This window comes from Anoxybacillus sp. B2M1, assembly GCF_001634265.1.
Lineage (GTDB): Bacteria > Bacillota > Bacilli > Bacillales > Anoxybacillaceae > Anoxybacteroides > Anoxybacteroides rupiense.
Genome location: NZ_CP015435.1, coordinates 2,508,715 through 2,523,791 on the forward strand (window position 1 = coordinate 2,508,715; position 15,077 = coordinate 2,523,791).

Below are 15,077 nucleotides of genomic sequence, written 5' to 3' on the forward strand. Positions count from 1 at the left end.
GAATTCGTCTTATGAAGAGTATATGAAAATATAGGAGAAAATGATTAGGGAACAAATCAATTGAAGAACAAGAAAGGATAATTAGCTGAGGAAAAGGTTAGCCCAAGCAAAATAAAAAGACTCTCGAAGCATAAAAAGATCGAGAGTCCTGCGTTGAAATATTAACGTTTTGAGAATTGTGGCGCGCGACGAGCACCTTTGAGACCGTATTTTTTACGCTCTTTCATGCGTGCATCGCGAGTTAATAAGCCAGCACGTTTTAATGGTTGACGGTACTCTGGATCTACCTCCAATAACGCGCGAGCAATGCCGTGGCGAATAGCGCCTGCTTGGCCAGAGAAACCGCCTCCATGTACGTTAACTAATACATCATAGCTGCCTAATGTTTCTGTCAATACAAGCGGCTGTTTTACCACTTCAATCAAAGCCTGAGATGGAATGTACTCTTGAATATCACGATTATTGATGACAATACGTCCGTCACCAGGAACTAAGCGTACACGTGCAACAGAACTTTTTCGACGGCCTGTGCCATAATATTGTACCTGTGCCAAAATAATACCCTCCTTAATCGATTATCCGCGAAGTTCGTAAACTTCTGGTTTTTGTGCTTGATGTGGATGTTCGCTTCCTCTGTAAACATGCAATTTTTTAAACATTTGACGGCCAAGGCGACCTTTTGGAAGCATGCCGCGAATAGCTCCTTCAAGCATTTTCTCAGGATAGTTTGTACGCATTTCAAGCGCTGTTCTTACTTTTAATCCACCTGGATGCAAGCTGTGGCGGTAATATAGCTTATCCGTTAATTTGTTCCCAGTTAATTCAATTTTCTCTGCATTAATAATAATAACATGATCACCAGTATCAACATGTGGTGTGAAAGTTGGTTTATGCTTGCCGCGTAAAATTGCCGCAACTTCGCTTGCAAGACGACCTAGCGTTTTGCCTTCAGCGTCAACAACGTACCATTTACGTTCTACTTCGTTTGGCTTTGCCATATAAGTTGTACGCATGATTTTCCCTCCTAAAATAAAAAATCAACGAAACGTTATATATTTATCTGAACACGATTATTTTTCCGGGGCTAATCGTGGCTCTAAAATACATACCATATGATATGATATCTCTTTCCGTTGCCAATGTCAAGAAAATGTTACACCAGGATTAGTTGTCATAAAACACCTTCCATAAGTAGAGCCCATGCGGGGGAGCCGTTCTTCCCGACAGGCGGCGATCTCTTCCTTCTAAAATGGAAGGAATGCAGCTCCAGTGCCTTTTTCCTTGCCCGATTTCCAGCATCGTACCAACAAGGATTCGAACCATATTATATAAAAAACCGTTCCCTATCCATTGAAACTCTATGCCATCATCCGCTACAAGCAGATTCGCTTCATAAATGGTCCGTACCCGATCCTCTATCTCGGTTTTTGCCGAACAAAAGCTAGTAAAATCATGAGTTCCTTTCACAAGCTGTAGTGCTTGCTTTATTGCTCCATAGTTAAGCGGATACGGATAATGATAGGAATAATAGCGAGAAAATACATCTTGTTCAGATGCTGTCCTAATTTTATAACGGTATTCTTTTCCCACTGCGCTAAATCTAGCATGAAATGAAGCGTTTACTTCTTGTACTTGGCGAATCACAATATCATCTGGTAACATGGCATTCAGCGCTTTTTTCCATCCTTCTGTCGGAAGCTGCAATGGCGAATCAAAATGAATGACTTGTCCATATGCGTGAACACCTGCATCCGTTCTTCCTGACGCAACTACCCGGATCGGATCTCCTTTATGCATCTGTAATAAAACGCGTTCTAATTCCCCTTGTACCGTTCTTTGGTTAGGTTGAATCTGATATCCACCAAAATGCGTTCCATCATAAGAAATAATACATTTCCAACGTTTCATGTTTCCATTCTCCATTAAGATCGCAATAAAAATAATGCAGCAGCTAATATAGCAACGGCTAACAGCAAGACTGTGTCGATCCCCTTCCATGTCAAGACGCGATATTTAGTGCGCCCTTCTCCCCCGCGATATCCGCGTGCCTCCATTGCGATTGCCAGCTCTTCAGCACGTTTAAAGGAGTGGATAAATAATGGGACAAGCAATGAAACAATCGCTTTCATCCTTTCACCCAACGGCCCGCCGTAAAAATCAACTCCCCTAGCTGCCTGTGCCTTCATAATTTTCTCTGTTTCATCCATTAATGTAGGGATAAAACGAAGAGAAATAGACATCATGAGCGCTAGTTCATGGACAGGTATCCGAAATCGTTTTAATGGGCCAAATAAGCTTTCGATAGCGTCTGTTACCTCGATCGGAGTGGTTGAAAGCGTCAGCAAGGTAGTGATGAGAACGAACAAGAGAAAACGAAGGGAAATAAATATCCCTTGTTGAATCCCGCCTTCATAAATGGCAAATGGTCCAATCTGATACAGAACACTTCCCTCTTTCGTCATAAAGACATGAAGTAAAAAAGTGAACAACACAACCCAGAGAACGGGTTTGATTCCCTTTAAAACAAATAAAAACGGAACTTGCGATAAGAAAAGGAGCAAAAGCGTAAAAGCCGTTAAAATCGCATAAGTTACCCCATTATTTGCTAAAAAGACGATACCCACATAAAAAAATACTAAAAGAAGCTTAGCCCGAGGATCCATTCGATGGATCACAGAGTTACCTGGAACGTATCGCCCAATAATCATCTTATTCATGCTCATTCACCTTAGCGAATAGCTGCTTAATGCCTGCTATGAGTTGTTCCATTGTTAGGCATGGGGAAGGAATTTCTTGTCCCATTTTCTCCTCGAGCCGTCGCTTTAACAACACCGTTTCCGGCACATCTAAGCCTAAATGCAGCAAAGAGTCCAAATCATGAAAAATTTGCTGCGGCGTTCCTGTTTTCCAAACTGTTCCCTTATGCATAACGACGATATAATCTGCATACTTTGCTGCATCTTCCATACTGTGAGTAACTAAAATCGTGGTTAGTTGTTTTTCGCGGTGCAGACGAGCGAACATCTCCATTAAATCTTTACGACCTTTTGGATCTAAACCGGCCGTTGGTTCATCTAAAACAATCACATCTGGTTCCATGGCTAATATACCCGCAATAGCAACACGGCGCATTTGGCCGCCGCTTAAATCAAACGGGGATTTATTCAGCACTTCCTCAGGCAGTCCGACTAATGAGAGGGCTACCTTGGCTCTCCTTTTCGCTTCCTCCTCTGAAACGCCAAAATTGATGGGGCCAAAACAAATATCTTTCTCTACCGTTTCCTCAAATAATTGATGTTCAGGAAATTGAAAAACAATTCCCACCTTTTGACGCAGTGGCTTCAGCTGTTTCGTTTGTTTGGCGCTATGAATGACATAATCACCAACGCATACCATACCTTTTGTTGGCTGCAATAGCCCATTTAAATGCTGCAGCAATGTAGATTTTCCAGATCCAGTATGGCCGATAATTGCCACGTAAGTCCCGCTTTTTAGCGATAAATTGACATCATATAAAGCTCTTTGTGAAAACGGTGAATTCGCCTGATAAATATGTTCTACTTGTTCAAATACAATGTCCATAATTCATTCACCAGCCCCTCTAGCGATGCATCATTCAATTGAAGGGGGAGCCCCGCCTGCTTTAATTCATTTCTTATTTTAATGACAAAGGGAAGATCTAAACGAATTTCCTCCAGCTTTTCTCCCAATGAGAAAATTTGTTGTGGTGTTCCTTCGGACATGATCTCGCCACGGTTCATCACAATCATTTTATCCGCTTTCATCGCCTCTTCTAAGTCGTGGGTGATAGAGATGACCGTCATATGGTGTTTCGCTTTTAACTCTTCGATGGCCCTAATGACCTCTCTCCTTCCGCGCGGATCGAGCATTGAGGTAGCCTCATCTAAAATAATGATATCTGGCTGTAACGCAATCACTCCAGCAATAGCGACTCTCTGCTTTTGTCCCCCTGATAGATGATGAGGCTCTCTTAGCAAAAATTCTTCCATTCCTACTTGCTCAATAGCAGACTTCACACGCTCAATCATCTGTTCCCGAGGAACTCCGTTATTTTCCAACCCAAAAGCAATATCATCTTGCACAGTAGTTCCAACAAATTGATTGTCTGGATTTTGAAAAACGATGCCCATGCGTTTGCGAATACTCCAAATCGTTTCTTCATTTAGCAGCTGATCAAATACTTTGATGATGCCGCTTTTCGGCTTTAATAGACCCATGAGAAGCTTTGCAATCGTCGATTTGCCAGAGCCATTATGTCCAACAATGGCGATCCATTCACCTTTTTTGATTTGAAAGCTAACATTGTGAATCGCATCATTCGGTTGATTAGGATATTGAAAGAAAAGATTTTCTACTGATACCGCTATTTCTTCCACTCTTCTTCTTCCTCTCATCTCGATCTATATAGATGCAACTTAGCCTCTTAACTTTTGCATGGATATGCAGTCATGGTAAGTTACATCTATACATCGTGGCGCTTGTTGAGCATTACGCGTATATGAAGGCTTTACCGTTTGTCCCTGTGTGAGCTGGTGATGACCCGATTGCTTCGGCGGTTGCGTGACGGAACGACACCGCTTCCTCACAAATGGGTTGTCTGTAAAGAGGCTTATGGGTCGGCACCAAAGCGTGACCGAGACCAGTCATCTACTTGTCTCCCAATCATTATGTTTTACACATACCGTTCGTTCCAAGTCATAGAACCCAAGGCTAACTAATGAAGCGATTGGATCTAACACCACGGAATATCTATCTCTACTCTTTACTCTACTACATCACATATTCAAAAGGGAAATAAAAAAAGGGCATAGATCCAGTTCAAAATAAACTGTCTCGCCCTTGTTAGTCAACCGAATCGTATTAAACGAGTTCAATAACAACCATTGGAGCGCCGTCGCCACGACGTGGTCCAAGTTTCATGATGCGAGTGTAGCCGCCTTGACGCTCTTGGTAGCGAGGAGCGATATCGCTAAATAATTTTTGAATCGCATCCTGACCAGTTTCTGTGTTTGCTACCTCTGGGCGGATAAATGCAGCTGCTTGACGACGAGCATGTAGATCGCCGCGTTTTCCTAAAGTAATCATTTTTTCTACTACAGAGCGCAATTCTTTTGCACGAGCTTCTGTCGTTTCAATGCGCTCATTAATAATTAAATCCGTAGCTAAGTCACGAAGTAACGCTTTACGTTGAGCGCTTGTGCGTCCTAATTTTCTGTATGACATGAGAGATGTCCCTCCTTTTTTGAATAACTTGTAACATGAAAATGCCTAGTTAATCAAATGTTAACTAGTCATCTTTACGCAACCCTAACCCTAGCTCCTCAAGCTTTGCTTTGACTTCCTCAAGGGATTTCCGTCCTAGGTTGCGCACTTTCATCATATCTTCTTCTGTTTTCTGTGCAAGCTCTTGAACAGTGTTGATTCCTGCACGCTTCAAGCAGTTATAGGAACGAACGGACAAATCGAGTTCCTCGATTGTCATTTCAAGCACTTTTTCCTTTTGGTCTTCTTCTTTTTCAACCATGATTTCTGCATTTTGTGCTTCATCTGTAAGACCGACGAAAATATTTAAGTGCTCCGTCAAAATTTTAGCGCCAAGAGCAACGGCTTCTTTCGGACCAATGCTTCCATCTGTCCATACATCCAGCGTTAACTTATCATAGTTGGTCACTTGCCCAACACGAGTGTTTTCTACTTGATAAGATATGCGCGATACCGGTGTATAAATCGAATCGATAGGGATAACACCTATTGGCTGATCCTCGCGTTTATTCGCATCAGCTGGAGTATACCCACGTCCGCGTCTTGCCGTCATTCTCATGCGAAGATGACCGCCTTCAGCAAGCGTAGCAATATGAAGATCCGGATTTAGTATCTCAACATCGCTGTCGTGAGTAATATCCGCAGCCGTGACAACTCCTTCACCCTGTACATCAATTTCAAGCGTCTTTTCTTCGTCAGAGTAAATTTTCAACGCAAGTTTTTTAATGTTTAAGATCATTGCTGTCACATCTTCTACGACGCCTTCAATTGTTGAGAACTCATGCAGTACACCATCTATTTGAATAGATGTCACAGCGGCACCAGGGAGTGAGGATAATAGGATACGACGTAAGGAGTTACCCAAAGTTGTACCATATCCACGCTCAAGTGGTTCAACGACGAATTTGCCATACTTGGCATCTTCGCTGATTTCAACCGTCTCGATTTTTGGCTTTTCGATTTCGATCATGATCTATACATACCCTCCTTCAAAACGTCGAAACCCCGACCAAACGATATGCGTCTAATCGAAATTCCCCCATGAATCAGTTCCCGAATGTGCGCATTAACTGAGTAAAACTTCTCTGCTAGAAAATGATATCATATCCCATTATTGACAAGGGGATACAAAATCTATACAGAGAAATTAAACACGGCGACGTTTTGGCGGACGGCATCCATTATGTGGAACAGGAGTAACATCTTTAATTGCTGTGATTTCCAATCCAGCAGCTTGAAGTGCACGGATGGCAGCCTCACGACCAGCGCCAGGACCTTTTACGTTTACCTCAACAGTTTTCATACCATGCTCCATTGAAGCTTTCGCAGCTGCTTCTGCAGCCATTTGTGCCGCAAATGGAGTAGACTTACGAGAGCCTTTGAAACCTAATGCACCAGCACTTGACCAAGAGATTGCATTGCCATGGACATCAGTAATTGTCACGATTGTATTGTTAAATGTAGAACGAATATGAGCAATACCTGATTCAATATTTTTTTTCACGCGGCGTTTGCGTGTATTTGTTTTACGTGCCATTCGTTCATGTACCTCCTTTGCCTAATTATTTTTTCTTATTCGCTACTGTGCGGCGCGGACCTTTACGTGTACGAGCATTGTTTTTCGTATTTTGACCGCGAACTGGCAAGCCGCGACGATGACGAAGACCACGGTAGCAGCCAATTTCCATCAGACGTTTAATATTTAAAGATACTTCACGACGAAGATCTCCTTCTACTTTTAAGCGGTCAACAATTTCACGGATTTTCCCTAATTCTTCTTCTGTTAAATCGCGAACGCGAGTATCTTCAGAAACACCTGCTTCTGCTAGAATTTTTTGTGCAGTTGGTTTACCGATACCGTAAATGTATGTTAAAGAAATAACTACACGTTTCTCACGAGGAATATCTACACCTGCAATACGTGCCATAATTTTTACACCTCCTCAAAAATTACCCTTGTTTTTGTTTGTGTTTTGGGTTTTCACAAATTACCATAACTTTTCCACGTCTGCGAATGACTTTACATTTTTCGCAGATTGGTTTCACTGATGGTCTGACTTTCATGATTTTTTACCTCCTTGTTCATGCGGAGTACTGATTATTTATAACGGTACGTAATTCTGCCACGAGTTAAATCGTATGGAGATAATTCTACCGTAACTTTATCTCCAGGTAAAATACGAATGAAATGCATGCGAATTTTACCAGAAACATGTGCTAACACTGTGTGTCCATTTTCAAGCTCAACCTTAAACATTGCATTAGGCAATGTTTCAACAACTGTTCCTTCCACTTCAATTACATCGTCCTTCGCCATGGATCGGCTCTCCCTTCTTCGAATCAGTAACATATTTCATTAATGCATAACGCAATTTACCGTTTGTCACACGACCAGTTTCAAGGATGCTGTTTTTAACTTCCGGGGAAATCATGTCTAACAGCTTTATATGCTGGACATTCTTCTTTTTCGGGAAGTCAAACTTCCGCTTGCTTCCATCAGCAAGCAGAACAAACCGCTCATCAACGATTCCAACAACGACAGCATATTGCCCTGCTTCACGACCATGTGTAATCAACACAATTTGTCCGATTTGGCATGGTGAGCCTGTATGCAATGATTTCACCTTCGATTAGAGGGTAGTTAAAATCTCATAGCCGGTCTCTGTAATGGCGATTGTATGCTCAAAATGAGCGCACATTTTTCCGTCTACTGTTACAACTGTCCAATCATCTTCAAGCGTTCTTACATAACGGCTCCCCGCATTCACCATCGGTTCAATGCACAATACCATGCCTGGCTTCAGCCGTGGCCCTTTATTTGGCGGGCCATAATGCGGAATTTGCGGGTCTTCATGTAAGTTTTGACCAATTCCATGCCCGACATACTCGCGGACAATTGAAAAATGGTGTGCTTCTACATATGTTTGAATAGCATGAGAAATATTGGATAAGCGGACTCCTGGCTTCGCTTCCTTTAAACCTATATATAAAGATTGTTCCGTCACTTCTAGAAGCTTTTTCGTTTCGTCAGCAATTGGGCCGACTGGATACGTCCAAGCTGAATCAGCGTGGTAGCCATTATATTGAGCACCGATATCAATGCTAATGATATCGCCCTCTTCTAAAACACGGTTACCAGGGATGCCGTGCACCAGCTCTTCATTCACTGAAGCGCAAATGCTGCCCGGGAATCCGTTGTATCCTTTAAAAGAAGGAGTGGCTCCATGCTGGCGAATGACTTTTTCAGCGATTTGATCAAGCTCTTTAGTAGTGATTCCAGGCTGAATATGTTTTTGCAATTCTTGGTGAGTAAGAGCTACGATTCGCCCAGCTTCACGCATCACTTCGATTTCACGAGGGGTTTTGCAAATGATCATTACTTTAAGCCCCCAAGCAATTCACAAATATCCGCAAAAACCTGTTCAATTTCCTGTTGTCCGTTAATGTTGTGCAAATACCCTTTAGACCGATAAAAATCAAGCAACGGCTGTGCTTGGTTCATATTGACCTCCAAACGGTTCGCAACCGTTTCGGCATTGTCATCTGCACGCTGGTAAAGCTCTCCACCACACTTATCACAAACTCCTGATTGGGCAGGTGGATTGAATACTAAATGGTATGTGGCACCGCAGTCTTTGCAAATGCGTCTTCCTGTCAAACGTTCCATTAAAACTTCTTTATCTACTTGAATATTAATAACGGAATCAATTGAACGGCCAAGCTCCGTTAGCATGCTTTCTAATGCTTCCGCTTGAGCGACTGTTCGCGGGAACCCATCAAGCAAAAATCCTCTTTGGCAATCGTCTTTGCTTAAGCGTTCACGAACGATGCCGATTGTTACTTCATCTGGTACAAGATCGCCACGATCCATGTATTCTTTAGCTTGTAATCCTAATGCTGTTCTTTCTTTAATAGCTGCTCGAAACATGTCTCCAGTTGAAATATGAGGAATCTCATATTTCTCCACAATTTTTTCTGCCTGTGTCCCTTTTCCGGCACCTGGCAATCCCATTAAAACTAAGTTCATCACAGTTCCCCCTCAACTCTAGTGAGGTAGAGGGAATGAACTCCCCCGCAAACCTCTTTACTTAATGAAACCTTTGTAATGTCGTTTAACTAATTGACTTTCAAGCTGCTTCATGGTTTCAAGCGCAACTCCAATCACAATCAGCAAGCTCGTTCCACCAATTTGCACAGAGCTCGGCAAATTAGCAAGCTTGGCAAAAAATACAGGAAGAACAGCGATTACTGCTAAAAATATTGAACCAACAAATGTGAGACGATAAAGAACTTTGGTTACGTATTCTTGAGTGTTTCTTCCTGGGCGAATGCCTGGAATATATCCACCTTGTTTTTTCAGATTGTCCGCCATTTGTTCCGGGTTCACTTGAACAAAGGCATAGAAATACGTAAAGGCAATAATTAATGCCACATATATAATCATACCAACTGGCTGTGTATAATCAAACGTTTTCTTGATCCACAATGTTACATCATTCGAGCCGAAAAACGATGCAATTGTCGGTGGTGCAACAATAAACGACACCGCAAAAATAACAGGAATAACCCCTGCTGGATTTACTTTTAACGGCAAATGAGTAGAGTGACCGCCTACCGGACTGCGCCCCTCCAATCGCTTTGCATACTGAATTGGAATCTTTCTAAACGCTTGTTGAACGTAGATGACTCCAACAATGATGGCAATCACAGCTAAAGCGATAAGAAGCACCGTTACAATTCTTAAAAATAGCTGATCACCAGCGTTTTCAAACTGCTGGGCGTAAATTTGGTTAAGAGTAGAAGGGATTCCCGAAACGATACCCGCAAAGATGATAATGGAGATTCCGTTTCCTACTCCCTTTGCTGTAATTTGTTCTCCTAACCACATTAAAAACGATGTACCCGCAGTTAATACAAGCGCGATAAGCAAATATGTCGGCACTCCAGGATTTTTAATTAACATGCCATTTGTCATATTGTTAAAGCCGTATGACATACCGAATGCTTCGATGAAGCCAAGCACAATCGTAAAGTAGCGGGTAAACTGAGCTAATTTACGTCGTCCAACCTCTCCTTGTTTGGACCATTCCGTAAATTTAGGAACAACATCCATCTGTAGCAGCTGTACGATGATGGATGCTGTAATGTAAGGCATAACCCCCATAGCAAAAATGGAGAAGTTTTTTAAAGCCCCTCCTCCAAATGTATTGAGAACGCCGAACACATTTAACTGGTCTTGCATTTTCAATACATCAGCATTCACGCTTGGAACAGGAATAAACGTCCCAATCCGGAACACAATGAGCATAAGGAGGGTGAACAGAATTTTCTTTCTTATGTCACCCACGCGCATAAAGTTGGAGATTGTTCGAAACATTAAATCACCTCAGTTTTACCGCCAGCAGCTTCAATCGCTTCTTTTGCAGCAGAGGAGAATTTATGTGCTTTCACTGTTAATTTTTTCTCAATTTGACCATTTCCTAAAATTTTCAAACCAGCTTTTAGCTTGCTGATTACACCTGTTTCTAAAAGAAGCTCAGGTGTTACTTCTGTGCCATCTTCAAAGCGGTTGAGCGTATCAAGATTTACGATCGCATATTCTTTTCGATTGATGTTTGTAAAACCGCGTTTTGGAAGACGACGGAATAAAGGAGTTTGACCACCTTCAAAACCAAGTCTTACACCGCCACCTGAACGAGCATTCTGTCCTTTGTGACCTTTACCAGACGTTTTACCGTTACCAGAACCGATACCACGACCCACACGGTTACGTTCTTTGCGGGAGCCTGGTGCTGGTTGTAATTCATGAAGTTTCATCGCGAGGCACCTCCTTATACTAATTATTGTTCTAGCTCTTGTACTTTCACAAGATGCGATACTTTATTAATCATTCCGCGAATCGCTGGATTATCGTTATGAACAACTGTTTGATGCAATTTTCGCAAACCTAAAGTTTTTACAGTGACACGTTGATCTTCAGGACGACCAATCACGCTGCGAGTGAGGGTAATCGCTAATTTTTTCGCCATTTGTATTTCCCTCCTTATCCTAACAGTTCCTCAACTGTTTTACCACGCAATTTTGCTACATCTTCTGCGCGTTTCAATTGTTTTAAGCCGTCGATTGTCGCGCGCACCATGTTGACAGGCGTGTTAGAACCGATGGATTTAGATAGAATGTCACTTACTCCTGCTAATTCAAGTACTGCACGAGCTGGACCACCTGCGATAACTCCTGTACCTTCAGAAGCCGGCTTTAAGATGATTTCACCCGCACCAAAGTGGCCGACTACTTCATGAGGAATGGTTGTACCAACGATCGGCACTGTAATCAAGTTTTTCTTAGCATCTTCAATCGCTTTGCGAATCGCATCTGGAACCTCTTGAGCCTTTCCAGTTCCAAATCCGACATGACCGTTCTTGTCACCAACAACAACAAGAGCAGCGAAACGGAATCGACGTCCACCTTTTACTACTTTTGCTACACGGTTAACGGCAACTACGCGTTCTTCAAGTTCAAGTTTATTTGGATCAATGCGACGCATCTCTGTCCCTCCTTTATAATTAGAATTCTAACCCAGCTTCGCGAGCAGCGTCAGCAAGTGCTTTTACACGGCCATGATATAAGTATCCACCGCGATCAAATACTACGCTTTTAATTCCTTTTTCTAATGCGCGTTTTGCAACTAATTCGCCCACTTTTTGTGCTGCATCTACATTTCCAGTTGCGTCTAAGTTGAACTCTTTATCAAGTGTAGAAGCACTAACAATGGTTACAGCTTTGACATCATCAATAATTTGTGCATAAATGTGCTTGTTGGAACGGAACACATTTAAGCGTGGACGTTCAGCAGTTCCAAATAATTTTCTCCGAACACGAGCATGTCTTTTTTTGCGAACTGCGTTTTTATCAAGCTTAGTGATCATTTCCGTCACTCCTTTCATTTACCTAAGCAGCATTATTTCTTACCTGTTTTACCTTCTTTACGACGTACAACTTCGCCTTCGTAACGAATACCTTTTCCTTTGTATGGTTCTGGAGAGCGTACAGCACGAATGTTTGCTGCTAATTCACCAACACGTTGTTTGTCCGCACCTTTAACAACAATTTTTGTTTGTGAAGGAACCTCAATTTCAAGACCCTCTTCTGGCTCAATTTCAACAGGATGAGAGTACCCGACACTAAGCACGAGCTTTTTGCCTTGTTTTGATGCACGATAACCGACCCCTACTAATTCAAGGCCTTTCTCGTATCCTTTTGAAACTCCTTCCACCATGTTCGCCAATAAGCTGCGTGTTGTACCGTGAAGAGTGCGATGCTCTTTTGCATCACTTGGACGAGAAACTGTGAGAATATTGTCTTCCACTGTGATTGTCATATCAGGATGGAAAGCACGAGTCAATTCGCCTTTCGGTCCTTTTACTGTAACGGTGCTGCCGTTAACTGTTACTGTTACACCTGCAGGAATTTCGATTGGTTTTTTACCAACACGTGACATAACTTGACACCTCCATTCTTAAAAAGACTGATTACCAGATGTATGCTAACACTTCGCCGCCAGTTCCTTTTTGACGCGCTTCTTTATCTGTTAAAATTCCTTGAGACGTAGAAATAATAGCGATACCTAAACCGTTCAATACACGAGGCACTTCATTAGCTTTGGCATAAACGCGCAAACCAGGTTTGCTGATGCGTTTAAGACCAGTAATAACGCGCTCATTATTTGGACCGTATTTTAAGAAAATACGGAGAACACCTTGTTTGTTATCTTCGATGTATTCGACATCACGAATGAAGCCTTCACGTTTTAAGATTTCTGCGATTTCTTTCTTCATTTTCGAAGCAGGGACTTCAAGTTTTTCGTGACGCACCATGTTCGCATTACGAATGCGAGTAAGCATATCTGCAATTGGATCTGTCATCACCATTATGTTTTACCTCCTTCCCAATTCACGGGTTGATTACCAGCTTGCTTTTTTCACACCAGGAATTTGACCTTTATATGCTAATTCACGGAAACAAATACGGCAAAGTTTAAACTTGCGATAAACGGAGTGTGGACGTCCGCAGCGTTCGCAGCGAGTGTACGCCTGAACTTTAAACTTTGGTGCGCGTTTTTGTTTCGCGATCATTGATTTCTTAGCCACATTTTCGCCTCCCTCTTTTTATAAATGGGATTCATTATTTTTGGAACGGCATACCAAGCAATGTTAACAACTCACGAGCTTCCTCATCAGTGTTTGCTGTTGTAACGATCACAATGTCCATACCACGAACTTTGTTGACTTTATCGTAGTCAATTTCAGGGAAAATTAGCTGTTCTTTGATCCCTAATGTATAGTTACCGCGGCCGTCGAATGATTTTTTTGATACGCCACGGAAGTCGCGAACACGTGGAAGAGAAACAGAGATTAATTTATCAAAAAACTCATACATGCGCTCTCCGCGTAATGTGACTTTCGCTCCGATTGGCATACCTTCACGAAGACGGAAACCAGCGATTGATTTTTTCGCACGAGTAACAATTGGTTTTTGACCAGAAATTAATGCTAGCTCTTCAACAGCATTGTCCAATGCTTTCGCGTTTTGCACCGCATCACCAACACCCATGTTGATGACGATTTTTTCGATTTTTGGAACTTGCATTACAGATTTATAGTTAAACTTGCTCATAAGAGCAGGAATAACTTCTTTTACATATTTTTCTTTTAGGCGGTTCATGTAAGTACCTCCTTTCTCACATCACGATTATTTATCTAAAATTTCACCAGATTTTTTCGCGTAACGTACTTTTTTTCCATCTACTAATTTATAGCCTACGCGAGTTGGAGTTCCTGTTTTAGGATCTAAAGGCATTACGTTTGAAACGTGAATTGGTGCCTCTTTGCTAATAATACCGCCTTGAGGGTTTACTTGAGATGGTTTTGCGTGTTTTTTAACGATGTTTACTCCTTCTACAAGCACTCGGTTTTTCTTAGGGAACGCTGCAAGTACAACCCCTTGCTTTCCTTTATCTTTACCAGAGATTACTTGTACTTTATCACCTTTTTTTACATGCATCGTAGTTCGCACCTCCTTGAAAGGCTTTTCCTATTCATTAAATCACTTCTGGAGCTAGAGAAACGATTTTCATAAAATCTTTTTCACGTAATTCACGCGCAACTGGGCCGAAAATACGAGTTCCGCGTGGGCTTTTGTCGTCACGGATGATCACGCATGCGTTTTCGTCAAAGCGAATGTAAGAGCCGTCTGCGCGACGCACACCACGTTTTGTACGAACCACAACAGCTTTTACAACTTGACCTTTTTTAACAACGCCACCTGGTGTTGCGTCCTTAACAGTCACTACAACAACATCGCCGATGTTCGCATAGCGACGACCGGAACCACCTAACACTTTAATGACAAGCACTTCACGCGCACCAGAGTTATCTGCAACCTTCATACGAGTTTCTTGTTGAATCATTTACGAAACCTCCCTTCGGAATTATATCAATCATCCGAACATCATTAAAGAATAATCGCTTTTTCCACTACTTCTACAAGACGGAAACGCTTTGTTGCAGAAAGCGGACGAGTTTCCATGATTTTTACGATATCGCCAACTTTTGCTACGTTGTTTTCGTCATGCGCTTTATATTTTTTTGAGTATTTAACACGCTTTCCATAAAGCGGATGTTTTTTGTATGTTTCTACAAGAACCGTCACCGTTTTGTCCATTTTGTCAGACACAACGCGGCCAATGTATACTTTACGTTGATTGCGTTCACTCATGTCGCGAACCTCCTCTCAAG

The 15,077-nt window shown here is 42.1% G+C and carries 27 protein-coding genes; all 27 read right to left on the reverse strand.

Annotated elements, in window-relative coordinates; translation table 11 throughout:
* Window positions 1–161: 161 nt before the first annotated feature.
* The 27 genes from rpsI to rpsQ all read right to left on the reverse strand — a co-directional run bounded on the left by rpsI (window position 162) and on the right by rpsQ (window position 15,057).
* The gene (gene rpsI / locus GFC28_RS12160) at window positions 162–554 is read right to left on the reverse strand and encodes a 30S ribosomal protein S9 (protein WP_044744035.1); all 393 of its coding nucleotides are present in this window, start codon (window positions 552–554) and stop codon (window positions 162–164) included.
* Between the two features lie 21 nt (window positions 555–575).
* Entirely contained in the window at window positions 576–1,013 is a 438-nt protein-coding gene (gene rplM / locus GFC28_RS12165) for a 50S ribosomal protein L13 (RefSeq protein WP_044744036.1), read from the reverse strand.
* 151 nt (window positions 1,014–1,164) lie between these two features.
* Window positions 1,165–1,908 carry a tRNA pseudouridine(38-40) synthase TruA gene (gene truA / locus GFC28_RS12170; protein ID WP_044744037.1) on the reverse strand — a complete coding sequence of 248 codons (744 nt, stop codon included), beginning with the start codon at window positions 1,906–1,908 and terminating at the stop codon, window positions 1,165–1,167.
* 14 nt (window positions 1,909–1,922) lie between these two features.
* On the reverse strand, window positions 1,923–2,717 hold the full coding sequence (locus GFC28_RS12175) for an energy-coupling factor transporter transmembrane component T family protein (protein ID WP_044744038.1): 795 nt from the start codon (window positions 2,715–2,717) through the stop codon (window positions 1,923–1,925).
* A complete protein-coding gene (locus GFC28_RS12180; RefSeq protein ID WP_044744039.1) occupies window positions 2,710–3,582 on the reverse strand; it encodes an energy-coupling factor ABC transporter ATP-binding protein in 873 nt (290 codons plus the stop codon). Before GFC28_RS12180 ends, GFC28_RS12175 begins: the two co-directional genes overlap by 8 nt.
* Window positions 3,558–4,397 carry an energy-coupling factor ABC transporter ATP-binding protein gene (locus GFC28_RS12185; RefSeq protein ID WP_044744040.1) on the reverse strand — a complete coding sequence of 280 codons (840 nt, stop codon included), beginning with the start codon at window positions 4,395–4,397 and terminating at the stop codon, window positions 3,558–3,560. The genes GFC28_RS12180 and GFC28_RS12185 overlap by 25 nt, the downstream gene beginning before the upstream one ends.
* A gap of 484 nt (window positions 4,398–4,881) precedes the next feature.
* Window positions 4,882–5,244: a 50S ribosomal protein L17 gene (gene rplQ, locus GFC28_RS12190; RefSeq protein ID WP_027410616.1), complete on the reverse strand. Its 363-nt coding sequence runs from the start codon at window positions 5,242–5,244 to the stop codon at window positions 4,882–4,884.
* 64 nt (window positions 5,245–5,308) lie between these two features.
* On the reverse strand, window positions 5,309–6,253 hold the full coding sequence (locus GFC28_RS12195) for a DNA-directed RNA polymerase subunit alpha (RefSeq protein WP_044744041.1): 945 nt from the start codon (window positions 6,251–6,253) through the stop codon (window positions 5,309–5,311).
* A 177-nt stretch (window positions 6,254–6,430) separates the two neighbouring features.
* A complete protein-coding gene (gene rpsK, locus GFC28_RS12200) occupies window positions 6,431–6,820 on the reverse strand; it encodes a 30S ribosomal protein S11 (protein ID WP_003397692.1) in 390 nt (129 codons plus the stop codon).
* 25 nt (window positions 6,821–6,845) lie between these two features.
* Window positions 6,846–7,211: a 30S ribosomal protein S13 gene (gene rpsM / locus GFC28_RS12205; RefSeq protein WP_027410257.1), complete on the reverse strand. Its 366-nt coding sequence runs from the start codon at window positions 7,209–7,211 to the stop codon at window positions 6,846–6,848.
* 22 nt (window positions 7,212–7,233) lie between these two features.
* Entirely contained in the window at window positions 7,234–7,347 is a 114-nt protein-coding gene (gene rpmJ / locus GFC28_RS12210) for a 50S ribosomal protein L36 (protein WP_000868344.1), read from the reverse strand.
* 34 nt (window positions 7,348–7,381) lie between these two features.
* A complete protein-coding gene (infA, locus tag GFC28_RS12215) occupies window positions 7,382–7,600 on the reverse strand; it encodes a translation initiation factor IF-1 (protein ID WP_003178377.1) in 219 nt (72 codons plus the stop codon).
* Entirely contained in the window at window positions 7,578–7,898 is a 321-nt protein-coding gene (locus GFC28_RS12220; protein ID WP_044744042.1) for a KOW domain-containing RNA-binding protein, read from the reverse strand. The genes infA and GFC28_RS12220 overlap by 23 nt, the downstream gene beginning before the upstream one ends.
* A 15-nt stretch (window positions 7,899–7,913) precedes the next feature.
* Complete coding sequence (gene map, locus GFC28_RS12225; protein WP_044744043.1) at window positions 7,914–8,660, reverse strand: type I methionyl aminopeptidase; 747 nt, start codon at window positions 8,658–8,660, stop codon at window positions 7,914–7,916.
* The gene (locus GFC28_RS12230; protein ID WP_044744044.1) at window positions 8,660–9,310 is read right to left on the reverse strand and encodes an adenylate kinase; all 651 of its coding nucleotides are present in this window, start codon (window positions 9,308–9,310) and stop codon (window positions 8,660–8,662) included. The genes map and GFC28_RS12230 overlap by 1 nt, the downstream gene beginning before the upstream one ends.
* 57 nt (window positions 9,311–9,367) lie before the next feature.
* Window positions 9,368–10,660 carry a preprotein translocase subunit SecY gene (gene secY / locus GFC28_RS12235; RefSeq protein WP_044744045.1) on the reverse strand — a complete coding sequence of 431 codons (1,293 nt, stop codon included), beginning with the start codon at window positions 10,658–10,660 and terminating at the stop codon, window positions 9,368–9,370.
* Window positions 10,660–11,100 carry a 50S ribosomal protein L15 gene (gene rplO, locus GFC28_RS12240; RefSeq protein ID WP_044744046.1) on the reverse strand — a complete coding sequence of 147 codons (441 nt, stop codon included), beginning with the start codon at window positions 11,098–11,100 and terminating at the stop codon, window positions 10,660–10,662. Before rplO ends, secY begins: the two co-directional genes overlap by 1 nt.
* Before the next feature lie 23 nt (window positions 11,101–11,123).
* Window positions 11,124–11,312 carry a 50S ribosomal protein L30 gene (rpmD, locus tag GFC28_RS12245; RefSeq protein WP_044744047.1) on the reverse strand — a complete coding sequence of 63 codons (189 nt, stop codon included), beginning with the start codon at window positions 11,310–11,312 and terminating at the stop codon, window positions 11,124–11,126.
* A 14-nt stretch (window positions 11,313–11,326) separates the two neighbouring features.
* Entirely contained in the window at window positions 11,327–11,827 is a 501-nt protein-coding gene (rpsE, locus tag GFC28_RS12250) for a 30S ribosomal protein S5 (RefSeq protein WP_044744048.1), read from the reverse strand.
* Between the two features lie 19 nt (window positions 11,828–11,846).
* Window positions 11,847–12,209 carry a 50S ribosomal protein L18 gene (gene rplR / locus GFC28_RS12255; RefSeq protein ID WP_044744049.1) on the reverse strand — a complete coding sequence of 121 codons (363 nt, stop codon included), beginning with the start codon at window positions 12,207–12,209 and terminating at the stop codon, window positions 11,847–11,849.
* 32 nt (window positions 12,210–12,241) lie between these two features.
* Window positions 12,242–12,781: a 50S ribosomal protein L6 gene (gene rplF, locus GFC28_RS12260; RefSeq protein WP_044744050.1), complete on the reverse strand. Its 540-nt coding sequence runs from the start codon at window positions 12,779–12,781 to the stop codon at window positions 12,242–12,244.
* 31 nt (window positions 12,782–12,812) lie between these two features.
* Window positions 12,813–13,211 (reverse strand): 30S ribosomal protein S8, encoded by a 399-nt coding sequence (rpsH, locus tag GFC28_RS12265; protein WP_044744051.1) that lies wholly within the window; start codon window positions 13,209–13,211, stop codon window positions 12,813–12,815.
* Window positions 13,212–13,244: 33 nt separating this feature from the next.
* Entirely contained in the window at window positions 13,245–13,430 is a 186-nt protein-coding gene (locus GFC28_RS12270; protein ID WP_066150233.1) for a type Z 30S ribosomal protein S14, read from the reverse strand.
* 34 nt (window positions 13,431–13,464) lie between these two features.
* Window positions 13,465–14,004: a 50S ribosomal protein L5 gene (rplE, locus tag GFC28_RS12275; protein ID WP_044744052.1), complete on the reverse strand. Its 540-nt coding sequence runs from the start codon at window positions 14,002–14,004 to the stop codon at window positions 13,465–13,467.
* 27 nt (window positions 14,005–14,031) lie between these two features.
* The gene (rplX, locus tag GFC28_RS12280) at window positions 14,032–14,343 is read right to left on the reverse strand and encodes a 50S ribosomal protein L24 (RefSeq protein WP_044744053.1); all 312 of its coding nucleotides are present in this window, start codon (window positions 14,341–14,343) and stop codon (window positions 14,032–14,034) included.
* Window positions 14,344–14,380: 37 nt separating this feature from the next.
* Window positions 14,381–14,749, reverse strand: coding sequence for a 50S ribosomal protein L14 (rplN, locus tag GFC28_RS12285; RefSeq protein WP_044744054.1), 369 nt, complete (start codon window positions 14,747–14,749; stop codon window positions 14,381–14,383).
* Window positions 14,750–14,793: 44 nt separating this feature from the next.
* Window positions 14,794–15,057 carry a 30S ribosomal protein S17 gene (gene rpsQ, locus GFC28_RS12290; protein ID WP_044744055.1) on the reverse strand — a complete coding sequence of 88 codons (264 nt, stop codon included), beginning with the start codon at window positions 15,055–15,057 and terminating at the stop codon, window positions 14,794–14,796.
* Window positions 15,058–15,077 lie beyond the last annotated feature (20 nt).